General features: G+C 74.4%; 11 protein-coding genes. 2 read left to right on the top strand and 9 right to left on the bottom strand.

The window, feature by feature from the left end:
* Positions 1-4 precede the first annotated feature (4 nt).
* The 3 genes from EMA09_RS22815 to EMA09_RS22805 all read right to left on the bottom strand — a co-directional run bounded on the left by EMA09_RS22815 (position 5) and on the right by EMA09_RS22805 (position 4,555).
* On the bottom strand, positions 5-1,198 hold the full coding sequence (locus tag EMA09_RS22815; protein WP_240796524.1) for a nucleotide pyrophosphatase/phosphodiesterase family protein: 1,194 nt from the start codon (positions 1,196-1,198) through the stop codon (positions 5-7).
* A complete protein-coding gene (locus EMA09_RS29095; protein ID WP_129842851.1) occupies positions 1,195-1,782 on the bottom strand; it encodes a DUF5998 family protein in 588 nt (195 codons plus the stop codon). The genes EMA09_RS22815 and EMA09_RS29095 overlap by 4 nt, the downstream gene beginning before the upstream one ends.
* 70 nt (positions 1,783-1,852) lie before the next feature.
* Positions 1,853-4,555: a GNAT family N-acetyltransferase gene (locus EMA09_RS22805; RefSeq protein WP_129842850.1), complete on the bottom strand. Its 2,703-nt coding sequence runs from the start codon at positions 4,553-4,555 to the stop codon at positions 1,853-1,855.
* A gap of 97 nt (positions 4,556-4,652) precedes the next feature.
* Between EMA09_RS22805 and EMA09_RS22800 the strand changes: the two genes are divergently transcribed.
* Positions 4,653-4,943: an HPr family phosphocarrier protein gene (locus EMA09_RS22800; protein WP_129842849.1), complete on the top strand. Its 291-nt coding sequence runs from the start codon at positions 4,653-4,655 to the stop codon at positions 4,941-4,943.
* Between the two features lie 103 nt (positions 4,944-5,046).
* Here EMA09_RS22800 and EMA09_RS22795 read toward each other — a convergent pair whose 3' ends face one another.
* From EMA09_RS22795 to EMA09_RS22785, 3 genes are all read right to left on the bottom strand, one after another.
* Entirely contained in the window at positions 5,047-5,724 is a 678-nt protein-coding gene (locus EMA09_RS22795; protein ID WP_129842848.1) for a GntR family transcriptional regulator, read from the bottom strand.
* Positions 5,725-5,922: 198 nt separating this feature from the next.
* Complete coding sequence (locus tag EMA09_RS22790; protein WP_129844201.1) at positions 5,923-7,290, bottom strand: pitrilysin family protein; 1,368 nt, start codon at positions 7,288-7,290, stop codon at positions 5,923-5,925.
* Positions 7,291-7,316: 26 nt separating this feature from the next.
* Complete coding sequence (locus EMA09_RS22785; protein WP_206306092.1) at positions 7,317-8,678, bottom strand: pitrilysin family protein; 1,362 nt, start codon at positions 8,676-8,678, stop codon at positions 7,317-7,319.
* A 151-nt stretch (positions 8,679-8,829) separates the two neighbouring features.
* Here EMA09_RS22785 and EMA09_RS22780 point away from each other — a divergent pair, with 151 nt between their 5' ends.
* Complete coding sequence (locus EMA09_RS22780; protein ID WP_129842846.1) at positions 8,830-11,277, top strand: DNA topoisomerase IV subunit A; 2,448 nt, start codon at positions 8,830-8,832, stop codon at positions 11,275-11,277.
* Positions 11,278-11,296: 19 nt separating this feature from the next.
* Here the strand turns inward: EMA09_RS22780 and EMA09_RS22775 are convergent, their stop codons facing one another.
* The 3 genes from EMA09_RS22775 to EMA09_RS22765 form a co-directional block, all read right to left on the bottom strand.
* On the bottom strand, positions 11,297-12,421 hold the full coding sequence (locus EMA09_RS22775) for a CobW family GTP-binding protein (RefSeq protein WP_129842845.1): 1,125 nt from the start codon (positions 12,419-12,421) through the stop codon (positions 11,297-11,299).
* Positions 12,422-12,501: 80 nt separating this feature from the next.
* The gene (locus EMA09_RS22770; protein ID WP_129842844.1) at positions 12,502-14,109 is read right to left on the bottom strand and encodes a glycoside hydrolase family 13 protein; all 1,608 of its coding nucleotides are present in this window, start codon (positions 14,107-14,109) and stop codon (positions 12,502-12,504) included.
* A 20-nt stretch (positions 14,110-14,129) separates the two neighbouring features.
* On the bottom strand, positions 14,130-14,984 hold the full coding sequence (locus EMA09_RS22765; protein ID WP_129842843.1) for a carbohydrate ABC transporter permease: 855 nt from the start codon (positions 14,982-14,984) through the stop codon (positions 14,130-14,132).
* Position 14,985 lies beyond the last annotated feature (1 nt).

The raw sequence follows: 14,985 nt of genomic DNA, 5'->3' as shown, positions 1-14,985 counted from the left end.
CGGTTCAGGTGCGGACTTCGAGCAGCGGGACGAGCAGCTCGGCGGACGTGAGGGAGCCGTGCATGCCGACGAGCGCCGACTCCTTGGGCTCGGTGACGGTGGCCACGACGGCGGCGACGCCCGTCATCGCGACGACCACGTCGCCGATGCGGTCGCGCACCCGGGGGCCGAAGTCGGCGCCGGGCGGGCCGAACCAGCCCAGCTCGACGGCCTCGTCGCGCGTCACCACCCAGGCGTCCTCGGCCAGCACCTCGCGCCACACGGCGTGGACGTCGGCCGCTGCGCCGGGGACCGCGTACAGGTGGCGGGCACGGCCCTCGCCGCCGAGGCGGGCGACGCCGGCGCGCAGCTCCCAGTCGTCGTCGAAGTCGTGGCGGGCGGCCTCGCCGGGGGGGACGTCGACCATGCCGTGGTCGGCGGTGACGTAGAGGGCGGACCGGGGCGGCAGCCGCTCGGCGAGGCGGCGGGCGAGCCGGTCCACCTCGCGCAGTTCGCGCCGCCAGGCGTCCGAGTCGACGCCGAAGCGGTGGCCGGCGCCGTCGAGTTCGGCGTAGTACGTGTAGACGAGCGCCCGGTCGGCGGCGGCGAGGCGCTCGGCGGCGAGGTCGACGCGCTCGTTCACGTCGAGGCGGCCGAGGAACGTGCCGCCGGACAGCGCGATCCGGGTGAGCGGGGTGCGTTCGAACCGCGGGGTGTTCACCTGGGCCGTCGCGATCCCGGCGGAGTGCGCCAGGTGGAAGACGGTGGGGTGCGGCTGCCAGAGCACCGGGTCGGTCCACGGCTCCCAGCGCAACTGGTGCATCAGGTCACCGGTGGCCGGGTCGCGCACCTGATAGCCCACGAGGCCGTGGGCTGCCGGCGGGAGGCCCGTGCCGACGGAGGTGAGGGACGTGGCGGTCGTGGAGGGGAACCCGCAGGTGATGGGCTCGCCGGCGCCGCCGCGCGAGGACGGCAGCAGCGAGGCGAGGAACGGGGCCTCCGACGCGTGGGCCACGAGGGACTCCCAGCCGAGGCCGTCCACGAGGAAGACACACACGCGGTCGGCGGGCTCCACCCCCAGGTCCGCGGAGAAGCCGGGGACTTCGAGCCCGGCGGCCACCGCGGGCAGGAGGTCGGCGAGGGAGCCGCCGCCGTAGCGGGGCACGGGGGCTTCGCGCGGGTCGAGTGGCACGGGGTCGGGGGCCGGGGCGTGCGTCACCTGCCCGCCGCCGCCGTCGCCTCGGACAGCGCCTGGGCGAAGTCGAGGGCCTGACGGACCGTCTCGGGACCGTCGCCCGCCTCGCTGACGCGCAGCGACAGGTCGTCGGCGGTGCTGGAGCCGGTGTAGCCGTGGTCGGCGTCGCAGTTGGGGTCGCCGCAGGCGGCGGGCTCCATGTCGATGCGGTTGACGGCACCCCAGCCGATCGTGAGGACGACCTCGCGCGGCAGGGTGCCCGGGACGTAGGACTGCGGCTCGGAGACGACGCGGCTCAGCACCACGGAGGAGATCCGGGACAGCTTGACCGACTCGGTCGAGGTGGTGGCGTACGGGGCGGGCGCGGAGGAGTCGGCGGCCTGCTCGTCGGTGTGGCTGACGATGAACCGGGTGCCGGTGAGGACGAGGACGGTGGCGTGCCGGCGCACCTCGTTGCTGTCGAAGGTCGTCTCCTGGTGAACGAGGAAGGAGACGACGGCCTCGCGTCCCACGGCCGCCTCCACCGCCTCGGCGACCAGCGCCGGGTAGTAACCGCTGCGCTCGATCGCCTCCCGCAGCCCCTGGGACGTTGTACCGGTCTTCGCCATGTGCACCATCCTACGGGGCGGGTACGACAGCGGTGCCGCGTCGGTCGGCCCCGGCCGCGCGCGCGGTCGTTCAGGTCCGCAGCCGCCGCGGGCCGAGGTCGGGCCGGGGCGGCGGCGGTGCGACGCGGACGGTCGCGGCCAGCGGCACGGCGCCGCGGCGGGCGACGACGACCGGTTCGAGCGCGACGGACGCGATCTCGGGGTGGTCGTCGACGAGGCGGCCGAGGCGCAGGAGGAGGCGTTCGAGGGCGTCGGTGTCGACGGGGCCCGCGCCGCGCCAGCCGAAGAGCATGGGGGCGGCGCGGAGGGAGCGGACGAGTTCGGCGGCGTCCCGGTCGGTGACGGGCAGCGGCCGGTGCCCCATGTCGCCGAGGAGTTCGGACGCGGGGCCGGCCAGGCCGAAGGAGAGCACGGCGCCGACGGCCGGGTCCACGGCGGCGCGGAGCACCGTGTCCACGCCGCGCTCGGCCATCCGCTGGACGACGGGCCACAGGTCGGCGGCGTCCCCGAGGCGGCGCGTCAGATCGGCGTGGGCACGGCGGAGTTCGCCCTCGGTGGCGAGGCCGAGCCGGTTGCCGCCGAGGTCGGCACGGTGGCGGAGGTGGGGCGCGGTGGTCTTGAGGGCGACCGGATAGCCGAGCGTACGGGCCGCCGCGGCGGCCGCGTCGGGCGTCGGGGCGGGCAGGGCCTCGGGGACGTGGATGCCGTAGGCGGCCAGCAGGGCGCGGGCGTCGCCGTCGTCCAGGGTGACGGCGGTCTGGCCGCCGGCCGGGGCCGTGGCGGCGAGCAGGCGGGCGGCGGCCGCCTCGTCGATGTCGTCGAAGACGGGGGCGCGTCCGGGCTCGGCGGCGCGGGCGCGCCACCGGGCGTGCCGGACGGCCTGGGCCAGGGCGTGGACGGCGCGCTCGGCGGAGGGGTAGGCGGGGATGCCATGCCGCGCGAGGCCGGCGGCCAGGGCGTCGTCGCCGAGCACGGCGGCGGCCACGGTCGCCCGGTGCCCGGCGGCGGCCCCGGCGATGGTGTCGGCGAGCCCGCCGGTGCCGTCCGCCGTCCCGTCGGCACCCGGGGGCGCGGGCACGACCGTGACGACGACGGCGTCGGTGTCCGGGTCGGCGAGCGCGGCGGCCAGGGCGGCACGGTACGCCCCGGGGCGGGCCGCCGATCCCAGGGCGCGCGGCGGCAGCGGGTCGAGGCCCTGGGCGCGGCAGGCGTCGAACGCGACCAGCGCGAGGGACTCGGCGTTCCCGACGACGGCGGTGCGCGGCCCGGCGGGCAGCGGCTGCCCGGCGAGCAGCAGGCCGAAGTCCACGAGGTCGGTCGCGGTGTCGGCCTCGATGACGCCGGCCTGCCGCAGCAGGTCGGACACGGTGGCCTCCGGGGTGCCGCCCGGGACGACGTCGTGGCCCGGCGGCGGGGTGCCGCCGGTGTGCCGGCCGCCGCGCACCACGACCACGGGCGTGCCGGCGGCGGCGGTGCGCCGGGCGAGGCGGGTGAACTTGCGCGGATTGCCGATGGACTCCAGGTACATGAGGGCGACTCCGGTGGCCGGGTCCTCGTCCCAGTACTGGAGGAGGTCGTTGCCCGAGACGTCGGCGCGGTTGCCCGCGGAGACGAACGTCGACAGGCCCGGGCTCCCCGGCCCGCCGGCGCCGCGCCGCTCCAGGTCCGCGAGGACGGCCATCCCGATGGCGGCGGACTGCGTGAAGAGGCCGATCCGCCCCGCGCGGGGCAGCCGGGGTGCCGCGCTCGCGTTCAGCCGTACGGCCGGGTCCGTGTTGATCAGGCCGAACGCATCGGGTCCGACGATCCGCATGCCGTGCCGGCGCGCGCGGTGGACGAGCGCGCGCTGCTCGTCGCGGGTCAGCCCGGCGGCCAGGACCAGCAGGCCCTGCACCCCGGCCTCGCCGCAGTCCGTCACGACATCGGCGACACGCCCGGCGGGCACGGCCACGACCGCGAGGTCCACGGGCTCGCCGACGGCACCGACGCTCGGGTGGGCGGGCACGCCGTCGATCTCGCGCACGCCGGCGGGCAGGCGCTCGTTCACCGCGTGGAGGCGCCCCGTGAAACCGCCGGCGCGCAGGGCGGCGAGGACCGTGCGCCCCGCGCCGCCCGGCCGCCGTCCCGCGCCCACGACCGCGACGGACCGCGGCGCGATGAGCCGCTGGACGGAGCGGGCCTCGGCGCGCTGCTCGCGTGCGCGCATGACGGCGAGCGACTCGGCGGTGGGCGCGAGGTCGAGGGTGAGACGGACGGCCCCGTCCTCGAAGCTGCGCCGCTGCGAGTAGCCGGCGTCCGTGAAGACCTTGATCATCTTGCCGTTGGCGGGCAGGACCTCCGCCTCGAAGCGGCGGATGCCGCGCTCGCGGGCGACGGCGGTGATGTGCTCCAGCAGGATCGAGCCGAGACCGCGGCCCTGCTGGGCGTCCGCCACGAGGAAGGCGACCTCGGCGCGGTCGCCGCCGGTGCCGCCAGCGGGACCGACGCGGTCGTAGCGGACGGTGGCGAGGAAGGCGTCGCGAACGGTGGCGGCGAGGCCGACGCGGTCGATGTAGTCGTGGTGGGTGAAGCGGTGCACGTCGCGGTCGGAGAGCCGGGGGTAGGGCGCGAAGAAGCGGTAGTACTTCGACTCGTCGGAGACGCGTTCGTAGAAGCTGACCAGCCGGTCGGCGTCCGCCGGGGTGATGGGCCTGATGTGGGCCGTGCCGCCGTCGCGCAGCACCACGTCGGCCTCCCAGTGGGCCGGGTAGGGATGCTCGGCGGGTGCGGCCATGGCCTCAGCGTACGGTGGGCCGTGACCGGGCGGGAGGCTCGCGAGGGCTCCGGCGCGGCAGCGGACGACCACCCCGACCTCACCGGAGGGCAACAGCATGATCGAACGCCGTGTCACCGTCGGCTGGGCCGATGGGCTGCATGCCCGGCCCGCCTCGATCTTCGTGCGCGCCGCGACCGCCGCCGGTGTGCCGGTGACGATCGCCAGGAAGGGCGGTGAACCGGTGAACGCCGCCTCGCTGCTCGCCGTGCTGACGCTCGGTGCCGAGCGCGGCGAGGAGGTGGTGCTCGGGTCGCCGGCCGAGGACGAGGACGCCGCCCGGGCGGCGGTGGAACGGCTCGCGCGGCTCGTTTCCGAAGGTTTGGAGGAGCTTCCGGAAACCGTCTGAGAATGACGGATCAAGCCCCCCGTAATTCCGGGCAGGACTATTTGCGGCGGCTCATCCGGCAATGGAATTGACCGTCCGGTGATCCAGGTCTATACGGCGCCTGTTAAATCTGTCCGCGCGCCGTGTTTACAGCAGGTTTCGGGCTTCTCACGGCCACCGCGCGGAACTGGCGGCGGACGGGGGCGGCCCGGTCCAGCTGGGCGGCGGCGAGGGCGCGGGCGCGCTCGGCGTCGCCGCGTGCGACCGCGTCCACGAGCGCGCCGCGCTCCTGCCACAGGACCACGGCGCGCGACGCCGGCTCCGTCGCGTAGAGCCAGGTCACCTTCCGCCGCAACTGCACCATCAGCGCCGTGAGACCGGGGCTGCACGTCGCCTGCGCCAGGGTCTCGTGGAACCAGTCGGCCAGCGAGCGCAGGTCGCCCTCGTGCCCCTGGCCCGCGCGCTGGCGCCCGAGGCGCACGAGCCCGCGCAGGACCTTGAGGTGCGCCTCCGTGCGCCGCTGGGCCGCGCGGGCGGCGCCGAGGGGCTCGACCAGCGCGCGCATGTCGAGCAGGTCGGCCGCCTCGCGGTCGCCCGGCTGCGCGACGCAGGCGCCCGCGTGGCGCCGGGAGACGACGAAGCCCTCCGACTCGAGCGTCCGCAGCGCCTCGCGCACGGGCACGCGGGAGACCCCGTACCGCTGGGCGAGCTGTTCCTCGGCCAGCCGGGCACCCGGCGGCAGGACCCCGCCGACGATGTCATCACGGATTGCCGTGCATACCGTGTGCGCGGAGATACGCATGACAAACCCCCACTGCCATCACCGGCGCCAGCCCTTGCCGCATTTGCTGCCGGCTCTTTACCCGAACTGTATGGCAAGAATCCGCGCTTGCCGATGGCGCCCCTGGTGAAGGAATGTTTTCCGGCCCTTTTCACGCGCCGCACGACGCGGGACGGCCCCGCGCCCGGGAGGACGCGGGGCCGTGCGGGCGGCGGCGGGTCAGCCGCCGATGACGGTGACCTCGCCGATGCCGAGGGCGCGTACCGGCTCGGCGATCTGCGCCGCGTCACCGACCAGCACCGTCACGAGCCGGTCGAGCGGGAAGGCGCGGACCACGGCCGCGGTGGTCTCCACGGTGCCGGTCTCCGCCATCCGCGCGTACAGGCGGGCCTGGAAGTCGTCCGGCAGCCCCTCCTCCACGAGGTCGGCGAGGGTCCCGGCGACGGCGGCCGACGTCTCGAAGCTGAGCGGCGCCACGCCCACCAGGAACTGGACGGCGGCGTCCCGCTCGTCGTCGGTCAGCCCCTCGGCGGCCAGCGTCCGCAGCACCTGCCACAGGTCGGCGAGCGCCGGGCCGGTCACGTCCGTCGCGACCGAGCCGCGGATGCCGAGCAGCGCGAGCCCGGTGCCGTCCGCGGGGGAGTGCAGCACCTGGGCGAACGCGCGGATGCCGTACGTGTAGCCCTTCTCCTCGCGCAGCACCCGGTCGAGGCGCGAGGTGATCGTGCCGCCGAGGCAGTAGATGCCGAGCCGCTGCGCGGCCCACACCGGGTCGTGGCGGTCGGGTCCCGTCCGCGCGATCAGCAGCTGCGTCTGCACCGCGCCGGGCCGGTCCACGATGACGACGCGCCCGGTGTCGTCCGCGGTGACCGGCTCCCACACGGGCTCGGCGGCCGGCTGCCCGGACCACGCGCCGAGGGTGTCGGCCAGCACGGCGTCGAGGTCGATGCCGGTCAGGTCGCCGACCACGACGGCCGTCGCGCCGGCCGGGCGGACATGGGCCTCGTAGAACGCCCGCACCGCCTTGGCGTCGACGCGTTCGACGCTCTCCGCCGTGCCCTGGCGCGGCCGGGAGAGGCGCGACTCGGCCGGGAACAGCGTGTCGTACAGCGCCATCGCGGCACGGCGGGCCGGGTTGGCCAGTTCGTGGGGGATCTCGTCGAGGCGGTTGCGGACGAGGCGTTCGATCTCGTGCTCGGGGAACGCGGGGGCGCGCAGGGCGTCCGCGACGAGGCGCAGCGCGTTCGTCAGGCGCGAGGCGGGCACCTCCAGGGAGACCCGCACGCCGGGGTGGTCGGCGTGGGCGTCGAAGGTGGCGCCGCAGCGCTCCAGCTCGGCGGCGAACTCCTCGGCCGTGTGCCGGTCGGTGCCCTCGGCGAACGCGCGGGCCATGATCGTGGCCACGCCCTCCTGCCCGGCGGGCTCGGCCGCCAGCGGCGCGGGCAGGTTGATCTCGACGGCGATGATCTGCTGGCCGGGGCGGTGGACGCGCAGGACGGCCATCCCGTTGGGGAGGGTGCCGCGGTCCGGCGCCGGGAACGCCCAGGGCGTCGGCTCGCCCGCGGTGGGGCGGGGGTGCAGGTCCATGCTCGGTGTCGGAGTGGCGTGCTCGGTCACTGGTCCGCCCCTTCCTCGGGCTGCGCGGTCTCGGTCCCGGTGGCCGCGTCGTCCGCGGCGCCGGGGTCCGGTTCGTAGACGAGGACGGCGCGGTTGTCCGGGCGCAGGCGGGCCCGGGCGAGCGAGCGCACCTCCTCCGGCGTGACCTCGAGGATGCGGCCGACCGCGGTCAGGGCGAGCTGGGCGTCGCCGAACAGCACGGCGTAGCGGCACAGTTCGTCGGCGCGGCTGCCGACGGTCGCGAGGCGGTCGAGCCACTCCCGCTCCAACTGGGCCTGCGCGCGCTCCATCTCGGCGGGCGTCGGCCCCTCCTCGGCGAAGCGGGCCAGCTCCTCGTCCACGGCGCGCTCGATGTCGGCGACCTCCGCGCCGCTCGACGCCTTGACGTCCAGCCAGCCCATCGACGGCGCGCCGGCGAGCCGCAGCATGCCGAACCCGGCCGAGACGGCGGTGCGGTCGTGGCGGACGAGCCGGTTGTGCAGCCGGGAGGACTCGCCGCCGCCCAGGACGGTCAGCGCGAGGTCCGCGGCGTCGGCCTCGCGGGTGCCGTCGTGCGGCAGCCGGTAGGCGGACATCAGGGCGCGCGACGGGACGTCCTCGCGCAGGAGCCGGCGCACCTCCTCCCCCATCACGTCCGGCAGGGTGCCGTCGCGCGGCGGGCGCTTCCCGTCGTGCGCGGGGATGGTGCCGAAGTACTTCTCGATCCAGGCGAGCGTCCGCTCCGGGTCGATGTCGCCGACGACGGCGAGCACCGCGTTGTTCGGCGCGTAGTAGGTGCGGAAGAACTCCCGCGCGTCCTCGAGGGAGGCCGCGTCCAGGTCGGCCATCGACCCGATGGGCGTGTGGTGGTACGGGTGGCCGTCGGGGAACACCATGGAGGTGAGCCGCTCGAACGCGGTGCCGTAGGGCACGTTGTCGTACCGCTGGCGGCGCTCGTTCTTCACGACGTCGCGCTGGTTCTCCATCGACTCGTCGTCCAGCGCGGTCAGGAGGGTGCCCATGCGGTCGGCCTCCAGCCACAGGGCGAGTTCGAGCTGGTGGGCCGGCATGGTCTCGAAGTAGTTGGTGCGCTCGAAGCTGGTGGTGCCGTTCAGTGAACCGCCGGCGCCCTGCACCAGTTCGAAGTGGCCGTTGCCCTCGACCTGCTGCGAGCCCTGGAACATCAGGTGTTCGAAGAGGTGCGCGAGGCCGGTGCGGCCCGCGACCTCGTGGCGCGAGCCGACGTCGTACCACAGGCACACGGCGGCGACCGGGGTGAGATGGTCCTCGGAGAGCACCACGCGCAGCCCGTTGGCCAGCCTGTGCTCGGTAGCGGTGAGCCCGCCGACGGTATCCTGCGGGGTGGCCGTGTGGCCCATGGGCATGAGGTCCCTTCTCTCGGACGGCTCGGATCTGCTGTCACCTTATGCAAGGTGAGCCGGGCTGTGTGAAGTTCCCGGTTGTCGGAGGGGCGGTCCACAATGGTCCGCGTCCGCACCCGTCCATCCGTACGAAGGAGCCCGCGCCGCGATGGCCCGCCGTAGTTCGAAAACCCCGCCGCCGGAGGAGTTCGAGGAGCGCATCCTCGACATCGACGTGGTCGAGGAGATGCGGGGCTCCTTCCTGGAGTACGCCTACTCGGTGATCTACTCGCGCGCCCTGCCCGACGCGCGCGACGGCCTCAAGCCGGCCCACCGGCGCATCCTCTACCAGATGCACGACATGGGCCTGCGTCCCGACCGCGGCTACGTGAAGTGCGCCCGGGTCGTCGGCGAGGTCATGGGCAAGCTCCACCCGCACGGCGACAGCGCCATCTACGACGCCCTGGTGCGGATGGCGCAGCCGTTCTCCATGCGCCTGCCGCTGGTCGACGGCCACGGCAACTTCGGCTCCCTCGGCAACGACGACCCGCCCGCCGCCATGCGGTACACGGAGTGCCGTTCCGCGCCGGCGGCCGGGCTGATGGTGGAGTCGATCGACGAGGACACCGTCGACTTCGTCCCCAACTACGACGGCAGCGAGCAGGAGCCGCTGGCCCTGCCGGCGGCCTACCCCAACCTCCTGGTGAACGGGTCGAGCGGCATCGCCGTCGGCATGGCCACCAACATGCCGCCGCACAACCTGGTCGAGGTCATCGCGGCGGCGCGGCACCTCATCCGCCACCCGAACGCCGACCTCGCCACGCTGATGCGGTTCGTCCCCGGACCCGACCTGCCGACGGGCGGGCAGATCGTGGGGCTCGACGGCATCCGCGACGCGTACGCCTCCGGGCGCGGCGTGTTCCGCATGCGGGCGAGCGTGGCCGTGGAGAAGGTGACGGCCCGCCGCCAGGGTCTCGTGGTGACGGAGCTGCCGTTCACCGTCGGCCCGGAGAAGGTCATCGGCAAGATCAAGGACCTGGTCAACGCCAAGCGGCTGCAGGGCATCGCCGACGTCAAGGACCTCACCGACCGCGAGCACGGGCTGCGGCTCGTCATCGAGATCAAGAACGGCTTCAACCCCGAGGCGGTCCTCGCGCAGCTCTACAAGCTGACGCCCATGGAGGAGACCTTCGGCATCAACAACGTCGCGCTCGTCGACGGGCAGCCGCTGACGCTCGGTCTGAGGGAGCTGCTCGAGGTCTACGTGGACCACCGGCTGCAGGTCGTCCGCAGGCGCAGCGAGTTCCGGCGGGGGAAGCGGCGCGACCGGCTGCACCTGGTCGAGGGCCTGCTCGTGGCGCTCCTCGACATCGACGAGGTCATCCGCCTGATCCGCTCCAGCGACAACGCGGCGGCGGCCAAGGAGGCCCTGATCGGCCGGTTCGGCCTGTCGGAGATCCAGACCCAGTACATCCTCGACACGCCGCTGCGCCGTCTCACGCGGTTCGACCGGATCGAGCTGGAGGCCGAGCGGGACCGGCTCACCGCCGAGATCGACGAGCTGACCCGCATCCTCGAGTCGGACAGCGAGCTGCGCAAGCTCGTCTCCGCCGAGCTGGCGCAGGTCGCCAAGAAGTACGGGACGCCGCGCCGCACCGTCCTGGTCGAGTCGGACGGGGCGACGGCGGAGGCCGTACCGCTGGAGGTCTCCGACGACCCGTGCCGCGTGCTGCTGTCCTCCACCGGTCTCCTCGCGCGCACGGTGGACGACACGGCGGGCGGCGAGCCGCGCGCCAAGCGGACGAAGCACGACGTCATCGTGTCGGCCGTCGCCACCACGACCAGGGCCGAGATCGGCGCGGTCACCTCGACGGGCCGGCTGCTGCGCCTGTCGGTCATCGACCTCCCGCAGCTCCCGCAGACCCCCGCCATGCCGAACCTGGCGGGCGGCGCCCAGTTGTCGGAGTTCCTGTCGCTGCGGCCCGACGAAACGGTCCTCTGCCTGACGACGCTGTCCGAGTCCTCCCCCGGGCTCGCCCTCGGCACCGAGCAGGGCGTCGTGAAGCGCGTCGTGCCCGACTACCCGGCGAACAAGGAGGAGCTGGAGGTCATCGCCCTGCGGGAGGGCGACCGCCTGGTGGGCGCGGTCGAGCTGCGCACGGGTGAGGAGGACCTCGTCTTCATCACGGACGAGGCGCAGTTGCTGCGGTTCCAGGCGGCGCAGGTGCGGCCGCAGGGCCGGCAGGCGGGCGGCATGGCGGGCGTCAAGCTGGGCGAGGGGGCGAAGGTCCTGTCGTTCACCGCGGTCGATCCCGCGGGGGAGGCCGTCGTGTTCACGGTGGCCGGCGGCAGCGGGACCCTGGACGACTCGCTGGGGTCGGCGAAGCTGACGCCGTTCGACCAGTACCCGCGCAAGGGGCGCGCGACGGGCGGCGTGCGCTGCCAGCGGTTCCTGAAGGGCGAGGAGCGGCTGACGTTCGCCTGGGCCGGCGCGGCGCCTGCGCGGGCCGCGACGGCGGGCGGCTCACCCCTGGAGCTGCCGGAGCCCGACCCGCGCCGGGACGGCTCGGGCGCGCCGCTCGGCAAGGTCGTGGCGGTGGTCGCGGGTCCGGTGTGAGCGCGGCGCGGCGGCCCGGTCAGCGGGCCGCCGCGGGGTCGCCGCCGGTGTCGTCGGGGGTGTCCGTGAAGCGGAGGACCGCCATGATCCCCTCGCTCTGCGGCCCGTCGGCGTCCTCCCCGGTCGCGGTGCAGGCGTCGAGGCGCGCGAGGAGGCCGTCGCCGTCGATGCCGGCGCCGATCAGGACGAGCGCGGTCGGGTCGTCGCCGCCCGCGGCGGGGACGGACGGGTAGAAGCGCACGAAGCGGCCGACTGCGTGCACGAGGTAGCGTCCGCCGCCGCCGTCCGCCCCGGGCGGCCCGAACGACACGTGCCCCTTGATCCGGTACAGGCCCTCGGGCCGGGTGTCGAGGAAGCGCATCAGGGCCGCGGGGACGAGCGGCCGCTCCGTGCGGAACGACACCGCGGTGTACGCCTCGTGCGGGTGGCCTGCGTGGTCCGTGCCGTGTCCGTGCGCATGGTCGTCGGGGTCGCCGGCGACGAGGTCGGCGAACGAGAGCTGCCGCGCGCCGCGCTCGGGCGCGGGCGCCGCCTCCGGGTCGAGGAGCAGCCGGGGGTCGATCCGCCCGTGCTCGACGGCCACGACGGGCGTGCCGCCCGCGGCCTCCCGGAGGGCGGTGACGAGCGCGTCGCGCCGCCCGGCGCCCACACGGTCGGTCTTGTTGAGGACGATCAGGTCGGCGAAGCCCGGGTGCCCGGCGCGGTCCGGCTCGCCCGCGTCGACCACGTGGACGAGGCCGCCGTAGACGGTGCGGGGCGCGTCGCCGGCGAGGATCATCCGGACGAGGGCGGCCGGCTCGGCCAGGCCGCTCGCCTCCACGACGATCAGATCGATGCCGGCCTCGGGAGCGCTGAGGCGCTCCAGCGCCAGGTCGAGGTCCTCGGTGTCCACCGCGCAGCACAGGCAGCCGTTCCCGAAGGTCGCCATGGCGTCCGCCTGGCCCGCGACCAGCAGCGCGTCGACCGGGATGTCGCCGAAGTCGTTGACGACCGCGCCGATGCGGACGCCGGCCCGGTTGCGCAGCAGGTGGTTGAGGAGCGTCGTCTTCCCGCTGCCGAGGAATCCGGTGAGGACGACGACGGGGATGCGGCCGGTGCTCGGAACGGCTGCGCCGGCGCCGCTGTCGGTGGTCGGGACGGACATGGCCCCAGCTTAGGCAGGGACGGGACGTGCCCCGCGCCTTGTGCGGCGGCAGGGGGCGCGGGGCACGCGTGGCGGACGGGTCAGCTCCGCAGCCAGACCGCCGTGTCCGGCGGCAGCAGACCCGTTCCGTCCAGGGGAGCGCTGCTGAGCAGGACAGCCGCGTGAGCGGGCAGCGCCACCGGCTCGGCGGCGAGGTTGACCACGCAGACCAGGCCGTCCGGGCACGCGAACGCCAGCGCGCCGTCGGGGACGTCGAGCCAGGTGAGCGCGGGATCGTCCCGGCCGGTCCTGCCGTTCCGCAGCCGGATGGCGGTGCGGTAGAGGTTGAGCATGGAGTCGGGGTCGGCGTCCTGCCGTTCGGCGGTGTACGGCGCCCAGTCGCCGGGCTGGGGCAGCCAGGTCGCCGCGCCGCCGAAGCCGTAGGGCGGGGCGCTGCCCTCCCAGGGCAGGGGGACGCGGCAGCCGTCGCGCCCCGGGTCGACGCCGCCGGACCGCCGGTGCATCGGGTCGACGATGCGGTCGAGGGGGATCTCCGCCTCGGGCAGGCCGCGTTCCTCGCCCTGGTAGAGGTAGACGGCTCCGGGGAGCGCGAGGGTGAGCAACGCGGCGGCGCGGGCGCGGCGGGTGCCGAGGGCCAGGTCGGTGGGGGTGCCGAACCGTTTGGCGGCGAAGGAGAACCCCGTGTCGTCCGCCCGGCCGTAGCGGGTGACGGTCCGGGTGATGTCGTGGTTGCACAGCACCCAGGTGGCCGGGGCTCCGACGTCCGCGTGGGAGGCGAGGGTCGTCGTGATGGACTCCCGCAGGGCCTCGGCGTCCCATGGGCAGGACATGAGGCTGAAGTTGAAGGCGGTGTGGAGTTCGTCCGGCCGCAGGTAGCGGGCGAAGCGTTCGGCGTCCGGGAGCCAGATCTCGCCGATGAGGACGCCGTCGTGGGCGTCGGCGATGGCGCGCCAGGAGCGGTAGATGTCGTGGAGTTCGTCCCGGTCCACGTACGGGTGGGGGTCCCGGTCGGGGTCGAAGTCGGGCAGGGCCGGGTCCTTGGCGAGGAGGGCCGCGGAGTCGATGCGGACGCCGGCCGCCCCGCGTTCGAACCAGAAGCGCAGGATGTCCTCGTGCTCCCTGCGGACGCGCGGATGCGCCCAGTTGAGGTCGGGCTGTCCCGGGGCGAACAGGTGCAGGTACCAGTCGCCCGGTGTCCCGTCGGGATCGGTGGTGCGGGTCCAGGGGACGCCGCCGAACTCGGAGGTCCAGTCGTTGGGCGGCAGCTCGCCGTCCGCGCCCCGGCCGGGCCTGAAGTGGAAGAGGTCGCGCTCGGGGCTGCCGGGCGGGGCGGCGAGGGCGGCCCGGAACCAGGGGTGTTCGGCCGAGACGTGGTTCGGGACGATGTCCACGATGGTGCGCAGGCCGAGTCTGCGGGCCTCGTCGATGAGTTTCTCCGCCTCGGCGAGAGTGCCGAAGGCGGGGTCGATGGCGCGGTAGTCCGCCACGTCGTACCCCCCGTCGACCAGCGGGGAGACGTACCAGGGCGTGAACCACAGCGCCTCGACGCCGAGCCCGGCGAGGTACGGCAGGCGTTCCCTGACACCGGCGAGGTCGCCGGTGCCGTCACCGTCCCCGTCGGCGAAGCTGCGGACGTACACCTGGTAGATGGCGGCGGACCGCCACCATGCGGTGGGGTTGTGCGGCACGGATGGTTCCTTTCCGGGGCTCAGCCCTTGAGGCTGCCCGCGGTGAGGCCGGCGAGGATGTGGCGCTGGAAGAGCAGGAAGACGATGACCAGGGGCAGGCTGGCGAGGACCAGGCCGGCGGTCAGCAGGTTGAGCGACGTGGTGTCGGCGATCCGCTGGAGGTAGACGGTGATGGGCTGTTCGGCCGGGTCGGGCAGGACGACCAGCGGCCACAGGAAGTCGCGCCACAGGGCGGTGATGGAGAGGATCGACACCACGGCGATGATCGGGCGGGAGAGGGGCAGGACGATGCGCCACATGGTGGTGAGCGGCCCGGCGCCGTCCATGCGGGCCGCGTCGAGCAGGTCGTCGGGTATGCGGTCGAAGAAGTTCTTCAGTACGTAGATGTTGAACGCGTTGGCCGCCGCCGGGAGCCAGACCGCGGCCGGGTTGTTGATGAGGTCCAGGTCCGAGACCGTCAGATACGTCGGCACGAGCAGGGCCGTGGCCGGGACCATGAGCGTCAGGAGCATCAGTCCGAGCACCACCTGGCCGAACCGGGGGCGGAGCTTGGACAGGGCGTAGGCGGCGGGAAGCTGCACGGCCAGGCCGAGCAGCCAGGCACCGCCGATCAGGACCAGGGTGTTGCCGAAGTAGCGGGCGAGGTCGAGTTCGTCCCAGGCGTCGGTGTAGTTGCCCGGGTGCCACTCCTCGGGGATGTACGTCGGGGGTGTCCTGGCCAGCTCGGGGGAACTCTTCATGCCGCCCGTGACCATCCAGTAGAGCGGTATGAGGAAGGCCAGGACGAACAGCGCGAGCGTCAGGGTGAGGAGGGTCCAGTAGATCAGCCGGCCACGGGGCGTCCGGAGCACGGCGGGCCGTACGAGGGTGCGCATG

The sequence above is a fragment of the Streptomyces sp. RFCAC02 genome (assembly GCF_004193175.1).
In the GTDB taxonomy this organism is placed as follows: domain Bacteria; phylum Actinomycetota; class Actinomycetes; order Streptomycetales; family Streptomycetaceae; genus Streptomyces.
Note: the sequence above shows the minus strand (reverse complement) of the source record. Positions and strands in the feature narration are given on the sequence as shown.